The sequence below is a fragment of the Faecalibacterium sp. I2-3-92 genome, assembly GCF_023347315.1.
Classification (GTDB): Bacteria; Bacillota; Clostridia; order Oscillospirales; family Ruminococcaceae; genus Faecalibacterium; species Faecalibacterium duncaniae.
This window is the reverse complement of the sequence record NZ_CP094470.1, coordinates 1,701,634-1,725,935: the sequence shown is the minus strand read 5'-3', so window position 1 is coordinate 1,725,935 and position 24,302 is coordinate 1,701,634. Positions and strand designations below refer to the sequence as shown.

16 protein-coding genes and 2 rRNA genes are annotated in these 24,302 nt (G+C 57.0%); 15 read left to right on the top strand and 3 right to left on the bottom strand.

Translation table 11 applies throughout. The annotated features are described in order from the left end of the window. Positions 1-118: 118 nt before the first annotated feature. The 9 genes from MTP42_RS08275 to nagZ all read left to right on the top strand — a co-directional run bounded on the left by MTP42_RS08275 (position 119) and on the right by nagZ (position 12,628). Positions 119-2,953: ribosomal RNA gene (locus tag MTP42_RS08275) — 23S ribosomal RNA — on the top strand. A gap of 124 nt (positions 2,954-3,077) precedes the next feature. Further along, positions 3,078-3,194 (top strand): 5S ribosomal RNA (rrf, locus tag MTP42_RS08270). A 253-nt stretch (positions 3,195-3,447) separates the two neighbouring features. Then, entirely contained in the window at positions 3,448-6,375 is a 2,928-nt protein-coding gene (locus MTP42_RS08265) for a hypothetical protein (protein ID WP_249257112.1), read from the top strand. Between the two features lie 163 nt (positions 6,376-6,538). Next, positions 6,539-7,432 (top strand): D-alanyl-D-alanine carboxypeptidase family protein, encoded by an 894-nt coding sequence (locus tag MTP42_RS08260; RefSeq protein ID WP_249257111.1) that lies wholly within the window; start codon positions 6,539-6,541, stop codon positions 7,430-7,432. Positions 7,433-7,517: 85 nt separating this feature from the next. Next, positions 7,518-8,249, top strand: coding sequence for a YkgJ family cysteine cluster protein (locus MTP42_RS08255; RefSeq protein WP_249257110.1), 732 nt, complete (start codon positions 7,518-7,520; stop codon positions 8,247-8,249). Between the two features lie 164 nt (positions 8,250-8,413). Continuing rightward, positions 8,414-9,439 (top strand): ABC transporter substrate-binding protein, encoded by a 1,026-nt coding sequence (locus MTP42_RS08250; protein ID WP_249257109.1) that lies wholly within the window; start codon positions 8,414-8,416, stop codon positions 9,437-9,439. Between the two features lie 163 nt (positions 9,440-9,602). Then, positions 9,603-10,550, top strand: coding sequence for an ABC transporter permease (locus MTP42_RS08245; RefSeq protein WP_098922117.1), 948 nt, complete (start codon positions 9,603-9,605; stop codon positions 10,548-10,550). After that, entirely contained in the window at positions 10,543-11,337 is a 795-nt protein-coding gene (locus tag MTP42_RS08240; RefSeq protein WP_156072239.1) for an ABC transporter ATP-binding protein, read from the top strand. The genes MTP42_RS08245 and MTP42_RS08240 overlap by 8 nt, the downstream gene beginning before the upstream one ends. Before the next feature lie 112 nt (positions 11,338-11,449). After that, positions 11,450-12,628, top strand: a complete 1,179-nt coding sequence (gene nagZ, locus MTP42_RS08235) for a beta-N-acetylhexosaminidase (RefSeq protein ID WP_249257108.1) — start codon at positions 11,450-11,452, stop codon at positions 12,626-12,628. Positions 12,629-12,699: 71 nt separating this feature from the next. Here the strand turns inward: nagZ and MTP42_RS08230 are convergent, their stop codons facing one another. Both MTP42_RS08230 and MTP42_RS08225 read right to left on the bottom strand, forming a co-directional pair. Beyond that, a complete protein-coding gene (locus tag MTP42_RS08230) occupies positions 12,700-13,788 on the bottom strand; it encodes a sugar kinase (protein ID WP_154277198.1) in 1,089 nt (362 codons plus the stop codon). 278 nt (positions 13,789-14,066) lie between these two features. After that, positions 14,067-14,987 carry a radical SAM protein gene (locus tag MTP42_RS08225; protein WP_097773758.1) on the bottom strand — a complete coding sequence of 307 codons (921 nt, stop codon included), beginning with the start codon at positions 14,985-14,987 and terminating at the stop codon, positions 14,067-14,069. Positions 14,988-15,121: 134 nt separating this feature from the next. Between MTP42_RS08225 and MTP42_RS08220 the strand changes: the two genes are divergently transcribed. From MTP42_RS08220 to MTP42_RS08210, 3 genes are all read left to right on the top strand, one after another. Further along, the gene (locus MTP42_RS08220) at positions 15,122-17,128 is read left to right on the top strand and encodes a fructose-1,6-bisphosphatase (protein WP_249257107.1); all 2,007 of its coding nucleotides are present in this window, start codon (positions 15,122-15,124) and stop codon (positions 17,126-17,128) included. A 238-nt stretch (positions 17,129-17,366) separates the two neighbouring features. Beyond that, positions 17,367-18,650, top strand: coding sequence for a UDP-N-acetylglucosamine 1-carboxyvinyltransferase (locus MTP42_RS08215; protein ID WP_097773760.1), 1,284 nt, complete (start codon positions 17,367-17,369; stop codon positions 18,648-18,650). 94 nt (positions 18,651-18,744) lie between these two features. Further along, positions 18,745-19,533 carry an MBL fold metallo-hydrolase gene (locus tag MTP42_RS08210; RefSeq protein WP_154277195.1) on the top strand — a complete coding sequence of 263 codons (789 nt, stop codon included), beginning with the start codon at positions 18,745-18,747 and terminating at the stop codon, positions 19,531-19,533. A gap of 64 nt (positions 19,534-19,597) precedes the next feature. On the opposite strand, the gene MTP42_RS08205 is transcribed toward MTP42_RS08210, so the two are convergent. Then, the gene (locus MTP42_RS08205; RefSeq protein ID WP_098922126.1) at positions 19,598-20,146 is read right to left on the bottom strand and encodes a DUF1836 domain-containing protein; all 549 of its coding nucleotides are present in this window, start codon (positions 20,144-20,146) and stop codon (positions 19,598-19,600) included. Between the two features lie 162 nt (positions 20,147-20,308). Here MTP42_RS08205 and MTP42_RS08200 point away from each other — a divergent pair, with 162 nt between their 5' ends. The 3 genes from MTP42_RS08200 (at position 20,309) to MTP42_RS08190 (ending at position 24,050) form a co-directional block, all read left to right on the top strand. After that, complete coding sequence (locus MTP42_RS08200; protein WP_242699397.1) at positions 20,309-21,148, top strand: DegV family protein; 840 nt, start codon at positions 20,309-20,311, stop codon at positions 21,146-21,148. Between the two features lie 153 nt (positions 21,149-21,301). Then, positions 21,302-22,831 carry a cardiolipin synthase gene (gene cls / locus MTP42_RS08195; protein WP_249257106.1) on the top strand — a complete coding sequence of 510 codons (1,530 nt, stop codon included), beginning with the start codon at positions 21,302-21,304 and terminating at the stop codon, positions 22,829-22,831. Between the two features lie 202 nt (positions 22,832-23,033). Next, a complete protein-coding gene (locus MTP42_RS08190) occupies positions 23,034-24,050 on the top strand; it encodes a hypothetical protein (RefSeq protein ID WP_249257105.1) in 1,017 nt (338 codons plus the stop codon). The last annotated feature ends 252 nt before the right edge of the window (positions 24,051-24,302 follow it).

The following is a 24,302-nucleotide window of genomic DNA, read 5'->3' as shown; positions in this document are numbered from 1 at the left end:
GATTATAGTAAGTTCTTTTAAGAAATATTGCAATTTCAAAAGGAAGGGTAACAATAATCTTCGTTGGCAATAAGAGAGAATCAAGAGGATACCAAATGTTCTGAAAGAACGTTTGAAAGGTCAAGCGAACAAGGGCGCAGGGCGAATGCCTTGGCACTGGGAGCCGATGAAAGACGTGATAAGCTGCGATAAGCTTCGGGGAGCTGCAAATAAGCATTGATCCGGAGATTTCTGAATGAGGAAACTCACCTGGGTTCATACTCAGGTACAATACACTGAAATTCAAAATAGGTGTATTGAGGGAACCGCCTGAACTGAAACATCTAAGTAGGGCGAGGAAGAGACATCAAACGAGATTCCGTAAGTAGTGGCGAGCGAACGCGGAAGAGGGCAAACCGAGAGTAGAAATACTTTCGGGGTACGGACTGCTTTTAAGACTTAATCTGTTAACCGAACGGCATGGGAAGGTCGGTCAGAGAGTGTGAGAACCACGTAGGTGAAAACGGAGAGAGCTGCGCAGGATCCAGAGTACGGCCAGACACGTGAAACCTGGTCGGAATACGGGGGGACCACCCTCCAACCCTAAATACTACCCAGTGACCGATAGCGTATAGTACTGTGAAGGAAAGGTGAAAAGCACCCCGGGAGGGGAGTGAAAAAGAACCTGAAACCCTGTGCCTACAAGCACCTAGAGCGCGTCAATGCGTGATAGGGTACTTTTTGTAGAACGGTCCGGCGAGCGATTGTATGCAGCAAGGTTAAGGACTTAAGGTCTGGAGCCGAAGCGAAAGCGAGTTTGAAAAGGGCGTTAAGTTGCATATAATGGGCCCGAAACCGGGTGACCTACCCATGGTCAGGTTGAAGTGGAAGTAAAATTCCATGGAGGACCGAACCGACCTCCGTTGAAAAGGCGGCGGATGAACTGTGGGTAGCGGAGAAATTCCAATCGAACCCGGAGATAGCTGGTTCTCCCCGAAATAGTTTTAGGACTAGCCTCAAGTTAGATACCTGGAGGTAAAGCACTGAATAGCCTAGCGGCCGAGAGGTTAGCGAAGCTTATCAAACTCAGAATGCCAGAGTATTGATGCTTGGGAGTCAGACAGTGTCAGATAAATGTCATTGTCAAAAGGGAAACAGCCCAGATCTACAGCTAAGGTCCCAAAGTCAGGTTAAGTGGAAAACGATGTGAAGATACGCAGACAACCAGGATGTTGGCTCAGAAGCAGCCACTCATTCAAAGAGTGCGTAATAGCTCACTGGTCGAGCGTCTTTGCGCGGAGAATTTAACGGGGCTAAACCTGACACCGAAGCTTAGGCAATACAGCAATGTATTGGGTAGGGGAGCGTTGTATACGCGGAGAAACAGTAGCGCAAGCGGCTGTGGAGTGTATAGAAGTGAGAATGCCGGAATGAGTAGCGCGAATGCAGTGAGAATCTGCATGGCCGAAAGCCTCAGGTTTCTGGAGGAAGGTTCGTCCGCTCCAGGTTAGTCGGGAGCTAAGGTGAGGCCGGAAGGCGTAGCCGATGCACAGACGGTAGAGATTCCGTCACCACCAAAAGAGTTAAGCACAGGGACACATATGAAGTCTCAGAGCCGGGTGTTGGTTCCGGTAGAGATCGAGGGAAATTAGTACCGAAGTCTGAGATGGAAGATGGCGAGAAAAGCTGTGTGTATTTCTGAGGTGCCCGTACCGCAAACCGACACAGGTAGGTAGGAAGAAGATTCTAAGGCCAACGGGAGAAGGGTTGTTAAGGAACTCGGCAAATTGACCCCGTAACTTCGGGAGAAGGGGTGCTCCAGAGATGGAGCCGCAGAGAATCGGCCCAAGCAACTGTTTACCAAAAACACAGGTTTGTGCTAAATCGAAAGATGACGTATACGAGCTGACGCCTGCCCGGTGCTGGAAGGTTAAGAGGAGATGTGCAAGCATTGAATCGAAGCCCCAGTGAACGGCGGCCGTAACTATAACGGTCCTAAGGTAGCGAAATTCCTTGTCAGGTAAGTTCTGACCCGCATGAAAGGCGTAATGATTTGGGCACTGTCTCAACAGCCCGCCCGGCGAAATTGTAGTACCGGTGAAGATGCCGGTTACCCGCGACAAGACGGAAAGACCCCATGGAGCTTTACTGTAGCCTAATATTGGGTTTCGATGTTGCATGCACAGGATAGATGGGACTCTGGGAAACCAAGGCTTTGGCTTTGGCGGAGAGGCCGTTGGGATACCATCCTTGCGATATTGGAATTCTAACCTGCGGCTCTGAATCGAGTCGGGGGACATTGTTAGGTGGGCAGTTTGACTGGGGCGGTCGCCTCCTAAAGAGTAACGGAGGCGTTCAAAGGTTCGCTCAGCTTGAACGGAAATCAAGCAAAAGAGTGCAAACGCAGAAGCGAGCCTAACTGCGAGACTGACGGGTCGAGCAGTAACGAAAGTTGGAGTTAGTGATCCGGTGGTATGTGAGTGGAAATGCCATCGCTCAACGGATAAAAGTTACCCTGGGGATAACAGGCTGATCTCCCCCAAGAGTCCACATCGACGGGGAGGTTTGGCACCTCGATGTCGGCTCATCGCATCCTGGGGCTGTATTCGGTCCCAAGGGTTTGGCTGTTCGCCAATTAAAGCGGTACGCGAGCTGGGTTCAGAACGTCGTGAGACAGTTCGGTCCCTATCTGTCGTGGGCGCAGGATATTTGATGGGAGCTGTCCCTAGTACGAGAGGACCGGGACGGACGTACCTCTGGCGCACCAGTTGTTCCGCCAGGAGCATAGCTGGGCAACTACGTACGGATCGGATAAACGCTGAAAGCATCTAAGCGTGAAGCCGACCCAAAGATAAGATATCCCACTGATTCAATCAGGTAAGATCCCTTGTAGACTACGAGGTTGATAGGCACGATGTGTAAGTGGAGTGATCCATTCAGCAAGTGTGTACTAATAGATCGAGGGCTTGACCACAATTCGCTTGAATTCTCAAGTCAATGACAAAATGTTAGCAGTGATTATTCAGTTTTGAAGGCACGTCCTTCAAGAAACACTGGACAAAGTAGAACAGAAATGTTATACTGAACCAGTCATATTGGTCGGTGACGATGACGGTGAGGTTCCACCTGTTCCCATTCCGAACACAGAAGTTAAGCTCACTCGTGCCCAAGATAGTTCGCTGGAAACGGCGCGTGAAAATAGGTAGTCGCCGACTTACATGAAACCCCTGAGGAAGAAATTCCTTGGGGGTTTGTTGCTTTTGTACGGTACTTTCTTTCACCGGTAAAGAAATTGCCAAAGGTTTCTATTTCTGCCTGATTTTTTCGTACGGTGTGCTATCATAAGGCTGGAAACGCTTTTGGGAGAAACGCGTTCCCATGCAAAAAACAGTTGACAAAGGATCGGCCTGCTGTTTGACCACCACTTTTCGATCATGTGAGCATGAACTGGAAAGGAGCAGAAGAAAAATGACAAACAAGAAATTCAAGTTGGCAGCAATGTCGCTGGCTACTGCGGTTGCAGTGAGCGCGGTTGGCCCCAGTGCTTCTGCGGTGACGTATCAACTAGAAAACGGTGATGTGACTGTTGCGGAGAATGAGAGCGGAGCATTTAGTTATCAGGGTGTAGATAAGGGTGAAAACCGTACTTATGTGGATCAGGATACCGAGGACAATGGCCAAATCATCATCACGCAGGCAGAAGGTACAAAAACGGATAATACCGTCACTGTGGAAGAAGATGTCACGAACGAGAAGGGCAAACGTGATGTGGATATCATTCTTGACGGCGTGAATGTAGATACCAGCGATACCAGCACCCAGACTGACACCCCGGCTGAAGTGCCCGCAGATGCAGATACCAAAGAAGATAAAACCATCATCAAGGTGGGCGAGGGTGCAGATGTTGACTTGACAGTCAAGGATTCCAACCTGACCACCGGCGGCAACGGCATTGATATCGGTGTGAATCTGAAAGGTGAGGATGAGAACAAAAAAACCAATGTTGACCTGACGCTGGATAATACCAAAATCAATCTGACCGAAAAAGATAACACCGCAGGCATTGTTGCACGGGATAACTCCACGGTGGACGTTACATTAAAGGGCGAAAACACCATTGATGGCAAGGAAGCCTTGGAGGATGCCGCCAAGGAAGCAGAAGAAGCGAAAAAAGAAGGCACGAGCAGCCCCAACCGCAATGTGGAAGGCATCCGTGTGGGCGGCGAAAACGCAGGTGATGACAGCAGTGGCGAGGGTGCGTCCCTGACCATCAAAGGAGACGAGACCAGCGACCAAGGCTCTCTGAACATTGATCATACTTCTACCGGAATGGTGATCTCTAACGATTCTGATGTGACCTTGACGGACAATGCCGATGTGGATATCAAGCACACAGAAGCAGGTTCCAGTACGCAGGGTGGACGCGGTATCGTACAGCGGGGCGATTTGACCGTAGAAGACAAGTCCAGCCTGACCATTGACACGGTGGGCAGCGGTGCTTACAAGATCGATAATGATCAGGAAGGTTTAGTCTACGGCAACAATGGTTATGGCATTGACAGTACCGATGACATCACGGTAACAGGTGACAGTACACTGGAGATCAAGGGAACACAGAGCTCTGCAATCTACGGTGGAACCGGTTCCAGCTTGACCGTAGAGGACAGCACGCTGAACATCGACAGCAATGGCCGTGGCATCGACTATGAGGGCGGTGCCGGGGACATCACCTTCGATAATTCCCAGGTGAATATCAGCGGCAATGGCATGGGTATCTCCGTTGCTTCCGGTGGCGGCACTGACATCACCTTTGATCACTCCACCGGAAGCGTCAGTGCTCAGAATGGTACTGCCATCTACGGCCCTGAGAGTAATGGAAAGGGAAAACTGACCGTTACCAACAAGAGCGAGGTCAAATTGGAAGCTCCCACTGGCATCTACGCTGGTTTTGATGAAGTAGAAATCAGCGGCAAGAGCAAGGTTACCTCCATAGGCAGTGTTGGTATGATGTTTGTTGGCGGTCAGAGTGGTGCGACCAAACTGCATGTTACCGGAGAGAGCGAATATAATCTGCAAATGAAGGGTTATGCTCATGCTCTGCGTGTTAACCTAAGCAAGAATCCAAGCAGTATTCTGGTTGATCAAAATAGCAAGTTGCACCTTTCGCAGGCTACAAAAGGCGCAAGCGCTATTGTTCTCGGTAACGGTGCAACTCTTACCATGGATAACGGCACTCTTATCACTGAGGGCAATTTCCTCAAAGGTATCTATTCTCTGGGCAGCGACTCCACCACTACCATTCGGAATGGGTCCCATGTGGATGTAAACTCTATTGTGGGTACTAAGAGTGACAAGGGCCAGAACCTCATCGTTACCGGCGGCACGCTGACCTATGACTACAAGGCCGACAACACCCTGTGGCCGGTGAACGATCAGGGCGACAAGCTGACCAACTTCCTGCTGACCAAGGATGATACCCACGCAAACTTCGATGCCCTTTCCTATAAAGGCCAGACCTATACCTACCTTTCTGACCTGAACAAGGAGACCGGGAAGCAGTATCTCTCCGTGTGGGTGCCCGCCGCCGCACTGAACTATATGCTGGATGTGGACGGTTCCCACGACCCGGAGATCATCGGCAAGGCGCTGGAAGAGCTGAAGCGGGCCGGATACAATTTCGACACTGCCTACCAGACCGCTGAGAATGGCGATCAGGTCGTTATTCTGCGGGATATGGTGGTGAACGGTAAGAGCCTGAACTTCACCAAGACCACCGATGCAGAGGGCAACACCAAGCTCATCTGGGGCAACTACGAAAAGCAGACAGAGGGTGCTCCCAGCGCTTATGACATGGTCTATGGCACCGAGTACGAGTATGAGGGCAAGACCTATACCATCGTCTGGGGCTATGAGAGCCAGAACAACCCCAACACCACCGCAGCAGCGGGTGTGCTGGATGCCTTTGGCCCGGATTCCAACGTGAAGGTTACCGGCGAAACCATCGACGGCACCGACTCCGCACAGTACACCGTGACCATTTACGGCGCTCTGCGGGAAGTGACCGACCCTGTGATCCCCACGAACCCGAAACCGGAAACGCCCGAGGATTCCGATCCGACTCCTCCGGCTCCCACTACGCCGACTACCCCGGCAGTGCAGGATGCACGGCCCACCACTCCCGCCGTGGAGCAGGCAGTTGCTAAGACCACGCCCGCCCCGGAGACTCCCGTGAATCCGCCGGTACAGGATGCCCGCCCGGAGAGCGGCAAGCTGATCCAGACCGGTACCACCAACTGGATGGCAGATGTTCTGGTGCGTGCAGGCGGTGTTCTGCTGGCTGCCGGTTATCTGCTGGAGCGTAAGCGTAAGAGCATGTTCCATAAGGCACAGCACTGAACACGTTCTTGTAGATGACGTAAAAAGGTGAAATATCAAACTGGCTTGGGGTCGCTGCACAAATTTTTGTGGGGCGGCCCCACTTTTTGCAGAAAAAGGCGCTCTCGTCTCGTATTAGGGGATGAAAGCGCTTTTGATTTTGCAAAAAAGGATGAGAACGAGAATGAAAACTTCACCGCGCCGCCGGAAGCACCGGCGCAGAGCCTTCCGGCGGCTGTTCTGGCTGCTGGTGCTGGCGACCCTGCTTCTGCTGTTGTGGCCCCGGCGGGTCACGCTGGATGGGCTGAACAGTCCCCATGCCATTTTACTGCGGGCCGACAGCGGAGAGGTGCTGGCCGAAAAGGATGCCGACAGCACGATCTATCCGGCTTCCATGACCAAGATGATGACGGCGTTGCTGGCCATAGAAGCAAACCCGGACCTCGACACGCCCGTGAACCTGCCCGAGGAGATCTTTCCGGCTCTGCAGGCCCAGAATGCCTCACTGGCAGGGTTTCAGCCCGGGGAAACGGCCACGGTGCGGGATCTGCTGTACGGTGCCATGCTGCCCTCGGGGGCCGAGTGCTGCGAAGCGCTGGCCCGGGAGGTGAGCGGCAGCGAGGAAGCTTTTGTGGCCCGGATGAACCAGAAAGCGGCAGAACTGGGGATGACCGCTACGCATTTCTGCAACCCCACCGGCCTGCACGACCCGGAGCATGTTTCCACCGTGCGGGATATGGCCCGGCTGACAGAAGCAGCCCTGCAGAACGAGACCTTCCGCAAGCTGTTTACCACGGAGCGGTATACCGTTCCGGCCACCAACTGCCACCCGCAGGGGTTCACGATGCACAGCACCCTGCTGAGCCAGCTGGACGGCACAGAGCTGCACAGTGGCCGGATCCTGGGCGGTAAGACCGGTTACACCGGGGAAGCTGGGCTCTGCCTTGCCAGTCTGGCCGAGGTGAAGGGCAGGGAATACATTCTGGTCACGGCCGGGGCAGGGGGAAACCACAGCACCGCGCCCTACCACATCGAGGATGCCGTAACGGTCTACCGCCGTGTGAGCCGGGGGTCCTGAACAGGGGAGCGGATGCGCTCCCTTTTTCTGTGTCCGGCTTTGTGGTACAATGGAACAAAACCATTCACAGAACAGGAGAACCATCATGCTCAAGGATTCACAGGTCGATCTCTGCGGCCGCACCGATTTTACCCGCACCGCGCCCCTGCTTGCCCGGGACGAGGCGTTTTCGTTTGCCTGCGCGGGCTGCGGCGGTTGCTGCCGGGGGCGGGAGGATATCGTGCTGTCGGGCTTTGACCTGTGGCGCATCGCGGCCCGCCTGCGTCTGCCGCCCCGCACCGTGGCCCGGGCGTTCTGCAGGGGAAGCATCGGGCGGGTCAGCCGCCTGCCGGTGCTGCGGCTGGCTCCGCTGAAGGAGGAGCGCGGCAACTGCCCCTTCCTCACCGGGAACCACTGCGCCATCCACGATGCCGAGCCGCTGGTCTGCGCCCTTTACCCGCTGGCGCAGGAGATCACGAAGGACGGGCAGGTATCCTACTTTTTGCAGCCCACCCAGTGCGGCGGGCAGGTCATTGCGGCAAGGGTGGGGGATTATCTGGCCCGGTACGATGTGCCCGCCCGGGAGGCCGCCGATGTGCGCTGGGCGCAGGTGTGCATGGAGTTGGAGGACACCGTGGAGCGGCTGGACGCTCTGTTTGAGCCGGTGTTTGCCCGGCGGATGCAGGAAAAGCTGTGGCAGGCGCTGTATTACCGGTACGACTTTGCAAAAGAGTATCGCCCCCAGCTGGAAGAAAATCTGCTCTGGCTGGACGGTGAGCTGAAAAAGCTCGAAGGAATGCAGATGCGGCACAGAACAATCGAAAAAAGTGATAGATAAAATTACTTTGATTGATAATTCGGGCTGTTTCCCGGTTGTTTTAGAGCGGAAAGTGTGATATACTTCACGAGTGTAAAGCGGCAGCGCGATGCGATAGACCGCTTGAATACTGACTTTCATGCGGTGTCCTGTTGCCGCGAAAGTAGAATTGAGGGAGTAATATCATGCGTAAAATTTCTCGTCGTTCGTTCCTGTCTGCCGCCGCTGTCTGCGGCGCAGCTGCTGCCCTGACTGCCTGCGGCGGTTCCTCCAGCTCCACGGCTGCTTCTTCCACCGCTTCCTCTGCTGCGGCCTCTTCCGCAGCGGCTGACGGCCAGAAGTATACCGTTGGTATCTGCCAGCTGGTGGAGCACGCCGCTCTGGACGCTGCCACCCAGGGCTTTGAGGATGCCCTGACCGCACAGTTCGGCGAGAATGTCACCTTTGACTTCCAGAACGCCCAGAACGATTCCGCAACCTGCGCCACCATCGCCAACGGCTTTGTTTCCGCAGGCGTTGACCTGATCATGGCAAACGCTACCCCCGCCCTGCAGGCCGCACAGGCTGCCACCGACAGCATCCCCGTTCTGGGCACCTCCGTCACCGAGTACGGTGTTGCTCTGGGCCTGACCGATTTCGATGGCACCGTGGGCGGCAATGTCTCCGGCACCTCTGATCTGGCTCCGCTGGATCAGCAGGCGGATATGATCACCGAGTGGCTGCCCGAGGCCACCAAGGTGGGCCTGCTCTACTGCTCTGCCGAGGCAAACAGCCAGTATCAGGTGGACGAGGTCCAGAAGTACCTGGAGGCCAAGGGCGTTACCGCCACCCAGTACGCTTTCTCTGATTCCAACGATCTGGCCTCTGTCTGCCAGAAGGCTGCCGACGAGAACGACGCAGTGTATGTCCCCACCGACAACACCTGCGCTGCCAACACCGGCATCATCGACGGCATCTGCCGCCCGGCCAAGAAGCCCGTGTTCGCCGGTGAGGAGGGCATCTGCTCCGGCTGCGGCGTGGCGACCCTGTCCATCAGCTACTACGATCTGGGCTACACCACCGGTGAGATGGCTGCCAAGGTTCTGACCGGTGAGGCCGATATCTCCACCATGCCCGTTGAGTACACCAACGTGACCAAGAAGTACAACAAGACCATCTGCGATGACCTGGGCATGACCGTTCCCGAGGGTTACGAGGCCATTGAGGAATAACAAGCGCTCAGTCTGTTTGGCAGAAAGCTCCCCTGATAGGGGCGCAGAGTTCACGCTGCAGTAACGAAGAGACTTTACAATAAAATCAGCGGAGAAGAGCAAATTTTTGCTCTTCTCCGCTTTCCCGTACCAGAAAAAAGTGTAGTTACAGGAGGAAAACGTTTTGGATATTCTTGCAAGACTTGCCAACCTGCCCGGTGCCTTGCCCGGTGCCTGTGCACAGGGCCTCATCTGGGGCATCATGGCCATTGGTGTGTACCTGACCTACCGCATCCTGGATGTGGCTGACCTGACCGTAGACGGTTCCTTTGGCACCGGCGGCGCGGTCTGCGTTATGTGCCTGCTCTCCGGCATGAACGTCTGGGCAGCGCTTTTCATCGCCCTGCTGGCCGGCCTGGCCACCGGCCTTGTCACCGGCCTGCTCCACACCTTTATGGGCATCCCGGCCATTCTGGCTGGTATTCTGACCCAGCTGGCCCTCTACTCCATCAACCTGAAGATCATGGGCAAGGCCAACCAGTCCATCAACGTGGACAAGTACGACCTGCTCATCTCCCTGCGCTGGGTCAAGGAGCTTGCCCTGCACAACCCCATCATCATGGTCATTCTGGTCAGCGCCGTGGTCATCGGCGTGCTGTACTGGTTCTTTGGCACCGAGCTGGGCTGCGGCATCCGCGCCACCGGTTCCAACCCCGCCATGAGCCGTGCCCAGGGTATCAACACCAGCTTCAATGTGGTGCTGGGTCTGGCGGTCTCCAACGGTCTGGTGGCCCTGTCCGGCGCACTGCTGAGCCAGTATCAGGGCTTTGCTGATGTCAGCATGGGCCGTGGTGCCATTGTCATCGGTCTGGCCGCTGTCATCATCGGCGAGGCCCTGTTCAGCCGCATCTTCCACAACTTTGCCCTCAAGCTGGTGTCCGTCTCGCTGGGTGCCATCATCTACTACATCGTTATCCAGCTGGTGCTGACCCTCGGCTTTGACGCAAACCTGCTCAAGTTGTTGAGCGCCTCCGTGGTGGCCGTGTTCCTGGCCGTGCCCTATTGGAAGAGCAAGTACTTCGCAAAGCCCGCGGCAAAGAAGGCACAGAAGGAGGATGCAAAAAATGCTTGAGATCCAGAATGTTTCCAAGACCTTCAACGCCGGTACCGTCAACGAGAAAACGGCCCTGAATGGTCTGAACCTGAAATTGAACGAAGGTGATTTTGTCACCGTCATCGGCGGCAACGGTGCGGGCAAATCCACCATGCTGAACGCTGTGGCCGGTGTGTGGCCTGTGGACAGCGGCAAGATTATCATTGACGGCACCGACGTGACCAAACTGGGGGAGCACCAGCGCGCCGCCTACATCGGCCGCGTGTTCCAGGACCCCATGACCGGCACCGCTGCCACCATGCAGATCGAGGAGAACCTCGCTTTGGCCGCCCGGCGCGGCAAGCGGCGCGGCCTGAGGATCGGTATCACCAAGGCCGAACGGGAGCGCTACCGTGAACTGCTCAAGAGCCTGGACCTGGGCCTGGAGGATCGCCTGACCGCCCGCGTGGGCCTGCTGTCCGGCGGTCAGCGTCAGGCACTGACCCTGCTCATGGCTACCATGAACAAGCCCAAGCTCCTGCTGCTGGATGAGCATACCGCCGCTCTGGACCCCAAGACGGCGCTCAAGGTGCTGACCCTCTCGGCCAAGATTGTGGAGGAGAACCACCTGACCACCATGATGATCACCCACAACATGAAGGATGCCATCAAGTACGGCAACCGCCTGATTATGATGCACGAGGGCCACATCATCTATGATGTCTCCGGGGAAGAGAAGAAGAACCTGCATGTTTCCGACCTGCTGGCCAAGTTCCAGATCGCGTCCGGCGGCGAGTTCGCCAACGACCGCATGATCCTTTCCTGATGCATTTCTGATATGGAAAATCCCCTCCGGTGTGCGCGTACCGGAGGGGATCTTTGCATCTTGTGCACCTTTGCAGGGTGTGCTACACTGAGAGAAAGAGGAGGTGTCTCTCGTGCGAAAAATCATCCGGCGGGCAGCTGCTGTGCTGTTGTCTGCGGCTCTGCTGCTGACGGGAACGGCCTTGGCAGCAGCCCGGATTGACCCGGTAGAGGAACGGCTTGCTGCCATGTCTCTGCGGGAAAAGGTGGGGCAGCTGTTCGTGGTGCGGGTCGAGGCACTGGACCCCAGTGGACAGTCTGATAGCACAAGGCTGACCTGGGCAGAACGGCAGGGGCTGAAAAAGTATCCGGTGGGCGGCATTGTGGTGTTTCGGCAGAATGTGAAAAGCCCGGAGCAGTTGAAAAAGCTTCTGGCAGATTTTCAGGCAGTATCCGGGACCGGTCTGTTGACCGCCGTGGATGAGGAGGGCGGCAGCGTGGCCCGGTTGGCCAATGCTTCCGGCTTTGATCTGCCCCAATACCAGAGTGCCCAGGCAGTAGGTACAACAGGGGACCCGGCCAATGCCCGTGCCATGGGGCAGATCATCGGAGGCTACCTCAAAACCTACGGCCTGAATCTTGACTTTGCTCCAGTGGCAGATGTGAACACCAATCCGGCCAATACCGTGATCGGGAACCGAGCATTTTCGTCGGATCCGGCAGTGGCGGCACAGATGGTGGCCTCCGCTGTACAAGGGTTTCACGATGCGGGCATACTCTGCACACTCAAGCATTTCCCGGGCCACGGAGATACCGCAGAGGACAGCCACTACGGCACGGCCAGCAGCACCAAGACTTGGGCAGAGATGCGGGAAACGGAGCTGAAGCCTTTTGCGGCTGGAATCGCAGCTGGGGCCGACGTAGTAATGACCGCCCACATTACCACCCCCAATGCAACGCAGGACGGCCTGCCTGCGTCGCTCTCCTACACTATGCTGACCGAGCGTCTGCGGGGGGAGCTGGGCTTTACTGGGGTCATCTGCACCGATTCGCTTTCCATGCAAGCCATTCGTGACCACTATTCTGCAGCAGAAGCGGCTGTAACGGCGTTGAACGCCGGGGCAGATCTTCTGCTGATGCCGTCCGACCTGCCGGAAGCCTTTGACGGTGTACTGGAGGCTGTGCAGAATGGAACCATCAGCGAGGAACGCCTCAACGAGAGCGTCCGCCGCATCCTGATGCTGAAACAGAAAGCCGGGTTGGAGCTTGACACCCGCACCCCGCTGGAAAAGATGCTGGATGTGTTTCTGTAAGATTGAAGCATAATAAGAAGATCCCCTCCGGTGTGCGCGTACCGGAGGGGATCTTTGCGTATAAAGGAATGTTACCGCTTGATGTCGTAGTTCATGTTCATCAGGTTGCGGATGGAGCTGACATCGTCGGTGATGTTGGCATCGCCGTGGATGGTGTGCTTGATGGCGCTGCTTGCCACGGCAAAGTTGATCATGTCCATGGCGCGGTAGTCGTGGAGCATGGCGTAGATCAGGCCGCTGGCAAAGGCATCGCCGCCGCCCACGCGGTCCAGAATATTAAAGGTGTAGAGCTTGCTCTCAAAGGTGTGGCCGTCGTACCACATAAAGGCCTTGAGGCTGTTCTCGCTGCCGCTGTGGGCATAGCGCACATGGCGGGCAATGCACTTGAGGTTGGGATAGCGGGCAATGAAATGCTGGAAGATCTCGTCCTGCTGCTCATAGCTGGGCTGCAGGGGCACGCCGTCCTTCCAGTCGCCCTTGCTGTGATCGTTGTCGTCCTTCCACAGGTGGTAGGGCTCAATGCCCAGCAGAACGTCAACGTAAGGCAGGCACTCGGTGCAGAAATCGCGGGCTTCCTCCCAGCTCCACAGGGTAGAGCGGAAGTTGCCGTCAAAGCTGACGGTCAGGCCCTTCTTTTTGGCCACCTTGAGCATATCGATGATGAGGCCGCGGCAGTTGGGGCCCAGTGCCGGGGTAATGCCGCTCAGGTGCAGCCAGTCGTAGCCGTCCAGCAGAGCGTCCAGATCGACCTGAGAGAAGTCATACTCGGTAATGGCACTGTGCTTGCGGTCATAAATGACCTTGGAAGCGCGGATGCCGTAGCCGGTCTCCAGATAATAAGTACCCAGCCGGTTGGAGGGGGTCTCGTTGGGCTCGGTCAGGATCATGGGGGTGCAATGCACATCGTTGGAGCGCAGCCAGCGCACCGCGCTCTTGCCCAGGCTGTTGTTGGGCACTACGCTGAAGAAGGTGCTGTCCACACCCAGGTTGGCCAGGGCCAGTGCAATGTTGGCCTCGCTGCCGCCGTAGCTGGCTTCAAAGCTGGATGCCATGCGGATCTTTTCGTAGTTCGGCGGGGTCAGACGGAGCATGATCTCGCCGCAGGTGATAAATTTCTGGCCGTTGGGCTCGCTGCCGAGGATGGGATTGTAGTGTTCCATAACGCTCCTCCTAAAAAGTCGTTTCCGGGATCCATTTCATGTGAGAACACATTGTTGTATCCATTATACCGCACAGCGCACCGGATAGCAAGCAAATGCTGTTTCGGCCGAGAGAAAAAGAAAAAGAAATTTTGGTTGTTTTGACGAAAAAACCCCTCAGTCACCTGCGGTGACAGCCCCCCTAATAGTGGGGCCCTTGGCATTGCGTAAAGCCTTATGGTTTTGCCAAGGCCGCCCCTACTAGGGGCGGTGGCATCCCGCAGGGATGACGGTGGGGTTTACACCCCCGTCAGGTCAAAGCTGGGCGTATACTCTTCCTTTGCACTGCTCTTCTGTTGCATATAGCCAGAGCTGAGGCCCAGATCCATGGCGTAGTTGACCACCCGGCGGTATTCGTAGGTGGTGATGCGCCGCCCGATGCCGTGGTCTGCCGCCTGATAGAAGGGGGTGTACTGGCTCATCACGCTGGGCAGGAAGCACCCGGGATCGGCCTTGTTCCAAGCCGCCATCTGATCGAGCACGGCAAAGCTGTCGTCCACATGGCCAGGCAGGGCAAGGTGGCGCAGGATCACGCCCCGCTGCAGGATGCCCTCGCTGTCAAAAACAGGGTGCCCGGCCTGAGCCATCATGGCTTCAATGGCGGGCCTGGCCTGTGCAAAATAGTCCGGCGCGGCGGAAAGCTCTGCCGAAAGGGCAGGAGAAACATATTTCAGGTCGGCCAGCCAGATGTCGATGAAGCCGCGCCAGGCGTGCACGCTCTCCACGGTCTCGTATCCGCCGGTGTTGCAGACGATGGGCAGATGCAGCCCCTGTGCCCGGGCCAGGTCGAGGGCGGCGATGATCCAGGGCCGCCACTGCCCAGGCGTGACAAGGTTGATGTTGTGGGCTCCCTGCGCCTGCAGGTCCAGAAAGATCTCGGCCAGGCGCTCTACGGTGATCTCCCTGCCCAGCCCCTCGGCGCTGATGGGGTAGTTCTGGCAGAAGCAGCACTTGAGGGTGCAACCGGAGAAAAACACCGTGCCGCTGCCCCGGGTGCCACTGATGCAGGGCTCCTCCCAGAAGTGCAGGGCAGCGCGGGCCGCTTTCAGGGTGCGGCCCGCCCCGCAGAAGCCCGTCTGCCCGGCGGCCCGGTCGGCTTTGCACTGCCGGGGGCAGAGAGTGCAGGCTTCCGGCACGGCAACAGAAATGGTTTTGGGCATAATATCCAAGTCCTTTGCAAAAGATTTGACAGAATTACTCTTGTTTATTATACCATTTATGACATGGAATGTGGTATACTATGATAGAATATTATATATCATGCAAAAATACTACATATCAGACGGAGGATATCATGCGCACCGAAAACGAGGAGATCCGGGATCATTTGAAATATCTCTCCCTGCTGGCACGGGATTACCCCTCGCAGGCGGCCGCTGCCAGTGAGATCATCAGCACCCAGGCCCTGCTCAAGCTGCCCAAGGGCACCGAACATTTTATGAGCGACCTGCACGGTGAAAACGAGGCCTTTGTCCACATCCTGAACTCGGCTTCGGGTGTCATCCGGGAAAAGGTGGATATTGTGCTGGGGGAGAGTGTGCCGGAACAGACCCGTGCCGAGCTGGCAACGCTCATCTATTACCCCAACGAGAAGCTGCCCCAGCTCAAAGCCGAGTGTACGGATGAAGAAGCGCTTGACCACTGGTACACAGAGACCCTGCTTCAGCTCATTGATATCTGCCGGTTGGTGTCCTCCAAGCATACCCGGCAGCATGTGCGCTCCTGCCTGCCGTCCAGCTGCGGGTATATTCTGGATGAGCTGCTCCATGCCCACTTTGAGGACCACGACAAGGACCTTTATTATGGGCAGATCGTGGGCAGTATCATCGAAAATGGCCGCGCTGACCGGTTCATTGTCCGGCTGTGTGAGCTCATCAAGCGGCTGGCTGTGGACAAGCTGCACATCGTGGGTGACCTGTTTGACCGCGGCCCCCGGCCTGATATCATACTGGACCGGCTCATGCGCCACCACCATGTGGATATCCAGTGGGGCAACCATGACGTGGTCTGGATGGGTGCCGCCGCCGGAAGTCCCATCTGCGTCTGCACTGTGCTCAAAACGACACTGGCCTACCACAACCATGCCATGCTTGAGGACTGCTACGGCATCAACCTGCGGCATCTGCAGCGGATGGCCGAGCAGTTCTACGGAAATGACGACCTGACCCTCTGGATGCCCCACACCGATGCGGCGCGCGGCCCTTACACCGAGGGCATGCTCCACCGCTGTGCCGTGATGCACAAGGCCGTGACCATTCTGATGCTCAAGATGGAGTGCAAGGTCATCGACCGCAACCCGGATTTCAAGATGCAGGGTCGGGATTTCCTGCGGCACATCGATTGGAAAAAGGGAACAGTGACCCTGAACGGGCAGGCATACCCCCTGCGGGACACCAGCTTCCCCACCGTTGACCCGGCAGACCCCGCCGCCCTGAATGATGATGAGCGGCTGGTGCTCCGCAAGCTGGTGGAATCCTTCCGGCAGAGCGAGCGTTTGCAGCAGCATGTGGAATTTTTGTATGCCAAGGGCAGCGTTTACCACATCGAGAACGGCAACCTGCTCTACCACGGTGTGGTGCCCATGACCAAAAACGGCAGCTTTGCCGTGGAGCGGTTCGAGGGACACAACTACTCGGGCCGCGGCTTGATGGACTACTGTGACGAGCGGGCACGCCGCGGCTACTTTGCCCCCGAGGGCAGCGCGGCCCGGCGGAGCGGTCAGGACTTTTTGTGGTATCTGTGGTGCGGCAAGCTGTCGCCGTTGTTCGGCCGCAGCGCCATGACCACCTTTGAGCGGCTGTATATTGCCGACCCCGCCACCCATGAGGAAGTCAAGGACCCCTATTATACATGGTACAATGAAGAGGCCGCCTGCCGCCGTATCCTGGCGGAATTCGGTCTGCCCGGCACCAGCCACATCGTCAACGGCCATGTGCCGGTGCGGGAGAAGAGCGGAGAGAGCCCCATCAAGGGCGGGGGCCGTCTGGTCGTCATTGACGGCGGGTTCTGCCGCGCCTACCATGAAAAGACCGGCATTGCAGGGTATACGCTGGTGTACTCCAGCCGCACCATGTCCCTGCGGACCCATCAGCCCTTTGTCAGTGCCGAAAAGGCCGTGAACGAAAACATTGACATCGTGTCGCAGAAGAACATTCTGGAAACGGAGAACCACCGCATTCTGGTGGAAGAGACGGACGAGGGCGAGAACCTGCGGGAGCGGGTACACGACCTGAAGCAGCTGGTCAAGGCCTATCAGCTGGGCTGGATCAAGGAGACCTGCAGTGAGGATTGTGTTTGGTAAGGGGCGCTGATTGTAAAATTTTTGAAATAAGAAACAAAAATGTCGAATATCTCCGCAGATTCTGGGCAAAACAGAAAATAATCCGGCAGGGGAAAAGGGGGCTTTGCTTTTTGCCCGAAGTTGTGTATAATAAGATAGTTGTATCGTGAGGGTGTGTGCCCAGCGGTGCGCGGAGAGATCAAGCAAGAACCCTGAGTGGCCCTGCCGCTGGCGGGCCTGCGACAAGGAGATTATAAAATTGGAAAAGTTTGTTATTACGGGCGGCAAGCCCCTGCATGGCGAAGTTACCATTTCCGGTGCAAAAAATGCGGCTGTGGGCATTCTGCCTGCCACCATTCTGGCGGCAGATGTCTGTGTGATCGAAAACCTGCCGGACATCAGTGATGTGGCAGTCAGCCTGAAGATCCTGAGCACCCTGGGTGCCAGCATCAAGATGCTGAACCGCAATACCTACGAGATCGACACCACCCACCTGAACAGCACCAACGTCCCGGACGATCTGTCCCGCCAGATGCGTGCCAGCTACTACTTCCTGGGTGCACTGCTCTCCCGCTTTGGCAAGGCACAGGTGGCCATGCCCGGCGGCTGCAATCTGGGCCCCCGCCCTATCGACCAGCACCTCAAGGTGTTCAGCGCACTGGGTGCAGAGGACAGCGTGGACTACGGCATGATCACTGTGCGTGCCAAGGAACTGAACGGTGCCCATATCTTCTTTGATAAGGTCAGCGTGGGCGCTACCATGAACGGTATGCTCTCCGCTGTGATGGCACAGGGCCAGACCATTCTGGAAAACTGCGCCAAGGAGCCCCATGTCGTTGATCTGGCAAACTTCCTGAATATGTGCGGCGCGGATGTGCGCGGTGCCGGCACCGATGTGATCAAGGTGCGCGGCGTGGAAAAGATGCACGGCTGCACTTACAGCATCATCCCTGACCAGATCGAGGCGGGCAGCTACATGGTTGCCGCTGCTGCCACCGGCGGCGACGTTCTGATCAAAAATGTCACCCCCAAGCATCTGGAACCCATCACGGCAAAGCTCCGCCGTGCTGGTGTGGATGTGGAGGAATTCGATGATTCCGTCCGCGTCTCCCGCAAGGGCGATATCCTGCCGCTGAAGATCAACACCATGCCTCACCCGGGCTTCCCCACCGATATGCAGCCCCTGATGGGTGTGCTGCTCAGCGTGGCAAAGGGTACCTCCACCATCACCGAGAGCGTGTGGGACAACCGCTTCCGCTATGTGGACGAGCTGCGCAAGATGGGCGCAGTGGTGCAGGTGGACGGTCAGGTTGCCGTGTTTGAGGGTGTGGACAAGCTGAACCCTGCCCCCCTGCGTGCTTCTGACCTGCGTGCCGGTGCGGCCATGGTCGTGGCTGCTCTGATGGCAGATGGCACCAGCGAGATCGAGGAGATCGGCCACATTGAGCGCGGCTACGAGAACATCGTGGAAAAGCTGCGCGGCCTGGGCGCTGAGATCAGCAAGGTGGAGCGGATGCCTGCCGCACTGGAATCAGCAATGTGATCATTCAGAACCTCTCAGTCTGTTTTGCAGAAGTTCCCCTGACAGGGAGCTTTTGTGAAGCCATGACGGAGAGGTTCGTTTCTTGAGGTTTGAAATGTCTGAATTCATCTCGTTATACTCTGGTTCCTCCGGCAACTGCAGCGTGGTGCGCACGGGGGAGAAGTACATCATCATCGATATGGGAAAGGGCGTGCGCACCACCTCGGCGGCGCTCAAGGAGCTGGGCCTGAACATCAGCGATTGTGCGGGCATTCTGGTCACCCATGAGCACTCTGACCACGTCAAGGGGCTGGCCACCTTCCTCAAAAAGAATCCGCTGCCGGTATACGGCGCAGACGATACGCTGGATTTTCTGGATGCAAACGGCATCGTGCCCGCCAGCTGTGAGCTGCGCACCCTGTCCGGCGGGGAAGAGGATGTGGGAGATTTCGGCGTGACGATGTTCCCCACCAGCCACGACGTGCCCTGCGTGGGCTACCGCATCCACACCCCGGACAACAAGACCATGACCATTGCCACCGACCTGGGTGTCCTGACCCCGCCGGTGCATCAGGCCCTGAGCGGCTGTGACCTGGTGGCATTGGAAAGCAACTACGACCTCCACATGCTCCGCAGCGGGCGGTATCCTTACTACCTGCGCTCCCGCATCGAGTCCAACCGGGGCCACCTCTCCAACGATGAGTGCTCGGCAAAGCTGCTGGAGCTGATCCAGGAGGGATGCAAGAAGTTTGCCCTCTGCCATCTCTCGCAGGAGAACAACACCCCGGCGCTTGCTTTGCAGACCATGTTCAACACCCTGGGTGCGGCAGGTGTCGTGCCGGAAAAGGACTGCATCGTGCAGGCCCAGCGCCGCAATGAGATCAGCCCAACGCTTACATTTTAAGAAAAAATGACCCTCTCCATCATTGCTTTACAAAGCATGACGGAGAGGGCTATTTTTATTGTTATCATGCCAGATCCGGCAGGATATCGGGCCAGAGGGCCTGCTCCTGCCGCAGGTCGGTAAAAACGCAGTCCAGATAGATCTTGTTCACAGCCGAGATGATGGTGCTGCGCAGGAGCTTGCGTGCATCATCAACATCCGGCTCCAGCTCGGAAAAGCTTTTGGTCAGGCCGAACACATAGGGCAGGTAGTTCTCCAGCTCATCGCAAAAGGTATCATACGCCTGCGCGGAGGTATAATGCGCCTGCTGCATCTTGAACAGACTGTCGATGTTTTCCATGGACAGGACATTTTTAGAAACCACGATGTAGATCAGGCAGGCCAGCTGATCCCGGGTATACTTCTTTTTGATGGGGTGGCTGATGATCCCTTTCTTAACGTAGTTGCTCACCATGGAAGCGGTGAGCTCCACCCCCTGAAATGTGCGGAAACACCCGTTGACAAACTGTACACTCTGATCCAGATAAAGCCCTACGGTGGGGAGTTCTGCATACCGGGGCAGGGCAAACCCTGCGGCGCAGGCCGCAACGCGGCGGTTTGATTCTAATTTCATGCGGACAGTATACCATGTTTTGGAAATATGGTCAACAGGAAATTAAAAACTTTTGAAATAATTCAAGAAAACAGTTGACAGGTTTTTGAAAAACTGATATAGTGATTCAAACAACAGGAAAAACTGCGGCATCCTCTGCCGCCGGAATGGAGATAAATGCTTATGAACACCAAGATCGTTGTGGATTCCTCCGCCAGCCTGTACACCTTGCAGGGCGTGGATTTTGAATGCGTTCCCCTGAAGATCATCACCGACGATGCCGAATATCTGGACAACGGCACAATGGATGCCTTGGGCATGGCCCAGACCCTGCGCACCTATAAGGGCAAGACCTCGACCTCCTGCCCCAACGTCAGCGATTGGTTGGCCGCCTACGAGGGAGCCGACGAGGTGTATGCCATCACCATCACGGGCACTCTGTCCGGCAGCTACAATGCCGCCCAGCTGGCCGCCGAGGAATACCAGCAGGAGAATCCCGGCAAGCGGGTGTTCGTGCTGGACAGCCTTTCCACCGGCCCGGAGCAGCGCCTGTTGGCCGAGCATCTGCGGGATCTGCTGGCTGAGGGCAAGGAGTTTGACGAGATCTGTGAAGAGATGCTCCGTTACCACAAGCACACCCATCTGCTCTTCTCGCTGGAGTCGCTGGCCAATCTGGCCCGCAATGGCCGTGTGAAGCCTGCCGTTGCTGCTGTGGCGCGGATGCTGGGCATCCGGGTCATCGGACAGGCAAGTGAGGCCGGAGAGCTGGATGTTCTCTGCAAGACCCGTGGCGAGCATGGTGCGCTGGAACGTATTGTGCTGGAACTCAAAGAGCACGGCTACACCAACGGCAGGCTCCATATCTCTCACTGCGGCAATCCCGCCGCTGCCGAGCGCCTGAAGCACATGGTAAAGGCTGTGTTTGATGGAGCAAAGGTGGACATCAGCGAATGCGGCGGTCTGTGCAGCTATTATGCAGAGCTGGGCGGCCTGCTGGTTGGTTATGAGGACGCGGAAGCATAAGCGGACGGCCCTCGGAAAAATTCTGCCCACGATTGAATAGGCGCTCATAGCGGGGGAAGCCGTTGTGGGCGCTTTTTTATTTGCAAAATCTTCCGCTCTGCGCTATACTAACAGCATCAAAAATCGCCGTGGGCGGCAGGGGAGGGATACCACATGTTCAGATTGCCTATCGTCAAGTTTTTTAACCGCATCTTCAACCGTGTCACGATCACGGTGGTGCTGGTGGCTTTACAGGTGCTCTGGCTGCTCTGGGCGTTCTGGTCGTTCACGGCGGGGCGGGTCTGGCTGAACGGTGCCCTGAAGGCGCTGAGCATCCTGATCGTGTTGTATCTGGTGCGCAAGGATGAAAACAGTGCCTATAAGATCGGCTGGATCGTTCTGATCGGCCTTCTGCCCCTGCTGGGCGGCGCGCTTTATCTGGCTTTTGGCAACAAGGCCCCCGCCAAGTATCTGCGGGAGCGGATGCAGAAGGTGGAACAGGCCCATCAGACCGAGCTTGCCCAGCCCGAGGGCCAGACCGATGCGCTGGATATCTCCAGCCGGAACCTGAGCCGCTACGTGGCAAAGTTCGGACCATATCCGGCCTGGAGGGATACCGCTGCTCACTACTTTTCCTGCGGGGAGGAGATGTATCCCCAGCTGCTGGCGGATCTGGACAAGGCGGAAAAATTTATCTTTCTGGAATTTTTTATCCTCCGTTCCGGCAAAATGTGGGACGGTGTGGAGCAGATCCTCCGCCGCAAGGCCGCTCAGGGCGTGGATGTGCGGCTGATCTACGATGATTTTGGCAGCCTGCTGGGCCTGCCCAGTGATTTTGTCATCCGCATGGAGAAGGCGCATATCCGCTGCATCCCTTTCAACCCGGTGGTGCCGCTGGTCTCGCTGGTGATGAACCACCGCGACCACCGCAAGATCGTGGTGGTTGACGGCAATGTGGCCTACACCGGCGGCGTGAATCTGGCGGATGAGTATATCAATGCCGAGCAGCGCTTTGGCTACTGGAAGGATGCGGCCATCCGGCTGGAGGGTGCCGCTGTCTGGAACTTTACCGTGATGTTCCTCAATGTATGGAACGCCTTCCGCCCGCAGGAGACCGATTACACCGCCTTTGCGCCCACCCGCCTGCCCGCAGTGCAGGATGGCGTGGTGCAGCCCTACGCGGACAGCCCGCTGGATGAGGAACCGCTGGCCGAGACGGTCTATCTGGACATCCTCTCTCAGGCCCAGAGATATGTTTATATCTACACGCCCTACCTGGCCGTGGGCGAAGAGATGCTGGATGCTCTGAAAAGTGCGGCCAAGCGCGGGGTGGACGTGCGGCTCATCCTGCCCGGGATCCCGGATAAGAAGCTGGTGTTCCGGCTCAGCCGTTCCTACTATCTGCCCCTGCTCAGGGCGGGTGTGCGCATTTATGAATTCACGCCCGGTTTCCTCCACGCCAAGTGCTATGTCAGCGATGACCGCGTGGCCGTGGTGGGCAGCATCAATATGGATTACCGGAGCTTGTTTCTCCACTTTGAGTGCGGAACACTGCTCTTCCATAACAGCCAGATCGCCGCTCTGCGGAAGGATGTGGAGCGCACCCTGCCGCAGTGCCGGGAGATCATGCGCTCCGACTGCCGCACCAATCTGCCGGGCACAGCACTGGACAGCGTGCTGCGGCTGCTGAGCCCGTTGATGTGAACGGCTGCGCGCAGCACGCGGGGAGCTTTTCCACGCAAGTGAAACGGGCCATTCCATCGCCCGCCCGATTGCCTGCGGCAACAGGGTCCCACCCCAGCGGACACTTGCTTTGGAAAACTCCCGTCGGCTGCGTAATCTTACGCTCTTCTGGACATACTATGGGGCAAAGGCCCAACGGGCCGTGTGGAAAGGGAGCGTATCTATGAATCAGAACCATCGGGCTCTTTGGAGCTGTGCCATGGCGGCGGCGCTGCTGCTGACCGCCTGTGGCAAAACGAACGCCGGGTCGGGCAGCTCCGGCAGCATGAGCGGAAGCAGCGGCACATCCTCCGCACAGACCCAGACAGCGGCATGGAAAACCGGTCTGGGTGTGGTGACAGAGGCTACCGATCAGGACAGGGCAGGGAAAATTGAACTGGCAGCGGCCGCTGTCCTGCTGGATGGCGAGGGGAAACTGGAGAGTGTTCTGCTGGACGAGCTGGAAGTGTCTGTTTCGGCGGACAGCACCGGCCATGTGACCCTGCCCACCGACTGGCGCACCAAGCGGCAGAAGGGGGACGATTACCCGCTGGCCGAGGTCTCTTCCTTGAAAAAGGGATGGGCGGAACATGTGGATGCCTTTGCCAGTTACCTGATCGGCATGACCCCGGAACAGGTCTCCATGCTCAAAGTGGATAAGGATGGCAAGCCCACGGATGCCGACCTGCTGAGCGGTTGCACCATTGCAGTGGACCGTTACCGGGATGCCGTGACCCGGGCCTGCGCCAATGCCAGGGCACTGGGTGCCGCCAAGGGCGACAGGGCCGCGCTGGGCATCGAAGCGGTGAACGGGACTTCGGACATTACCGCCACCGATGACAAGGATGTGAATGCGCAGGTGGATGTGAGCATCGTGGCACTGACCACCGATGCGGACCGCCGTGTGACCAGTGCCATTGCGGATATGGCCGAGCCGGCCCTGACGGTAGTGTCGGACGGCGGTGTGACAGCTCCGGACCTCGTCAAGACCAAGCTGGAGCTGGGTGAGGACTACGGGATGCGCGGCGCATCGGCGCTGGGCAAGGAGTGGTATGAGCACAGCGAGGGCTTCTGTGATGCCCTCAAGGGCAAGACCCGCACCGAGATCGCCGGGCTTTCCGGCGGCGATGCCGACCTGAAGGCTCTGTGTACCATTGATATCACCGATCTGCAAAAGGCGGCGCTGGATGCCCTGAGCTGAGGAGGAAACCCTTTTCGGTCTCGCAATCGCGCACCGGCTCTCCCGGATAGGGGGGCGGTGGCATTCCGCTGCGTTTTCAGAGAGAAACCCTCTCGCCGCGTCTGGCAGCTGCCGACGCGGCGTTTTTGTTTTGTCAAAATGACCGCTTTGCCGTGGTAAAGCGGTAAAGATTTGAGCAAACTGCGAAAAATCGGTTTTCCCCCTTGCCAAATGGCAGAAAACGCGCTATTCTATAACCACAGTTTAGCAATT

Excerpts from the sequence above, each read along its gene's own strand:
- MTP42_RS08230 (WP_154277198.1), bottom strand. The coding sequence starts at position 13,788 with ATGGAACACTACAATCCCATCCTCGGCAGCGAGCCCAACGGCCAGAAA.
- MTP42_RS08220 (WP_249257107.1), top strand. The coding sequence starts at position 15,122 with ATGCGCACCGAAAACGAGGAGATCCGGGATCATTTGAAATATCTCTCC.
- MTP42_RS08200 (WP_242699397.1), top strand. The coding sequence starts at position 20,309 with ATGAACACCAAGATCGTTGTGGATTCCTCCGCCAGCCTGTACACCTTG.
- MTP42_RS08190 (WP_249257105.1), top strand. The coding sequence starts at position 23,034 with ATGAATCAGAACCATCGGGCTCTTTGGAGCTGTGCCATGGCGGCGGCG.
- MTP42_RS08265 (WP_249257112.1), top strand. The coding sequence starts at position 3,448 with ATGACAAACAAGAAATTCAAGTTGGCAGCAATGTCGCTGGCTACTGCG.
- MTP42_RS08255 (WP_249257110.1), top strand. The coding sequence starts at position 7,518 with ATGCTCAAGGATTCACAGGTCGATCTCTGCGGCCGCACCGATTTTACC.
- MTP42_RS08240 (WP_156072239.1), top strand. The coding sequence starts at position 10,543 with ATGCTTGAGATCCAGAATGTTTCCAAGACCTTCAACGCCGGTACCGTC.
- MTP42_RS08210 (WP_154277195.1), top strand. The coding sequence starts at position 18,745 with ATGTCTGAATTCATCTCGTTATACTCTGGTTCCTCCGGCAACTGCAGC.
- MTP42_RS08225 (WP_097773758.1), bottom strand. The coding sequence starts at position 14,987 with ATGCCCAAAACCATTTCTGTTGCCGTGCCGGAAGCCTGCACTCTCTGC.
- cls (WP_249257106.1), top strand. The coding sequence starts at position 21,302 with ATGTTCAGATTGCCTATCGTCAAGTTTTTTAACCGCATCTTCAACCGT.
- MTP42_RS08250 (WP_249257109.1), top strand. The coding sequence starts at position 8,414 with ATGCGTAAAATTTCTCGTCGTTCGTTCCTGTCTGCCGCCGCTGTCTGC.
- MTP42_RS08205 (WP_098922126.1), bottom strand. The coding sequence starts at position 20,146 with ATGAAATTAGAATCAAACCGCCGCGTTGCGGCCTGCGCCGCAGGGTTT.
- MTP42_RS08260 (WP_249257111.1), top strand. The coding sequence starts at position 6,539 with ATGAAAACTTCACCGCGCCGCCGGAAGCACCGGCGCAGAGCCTTCCGG.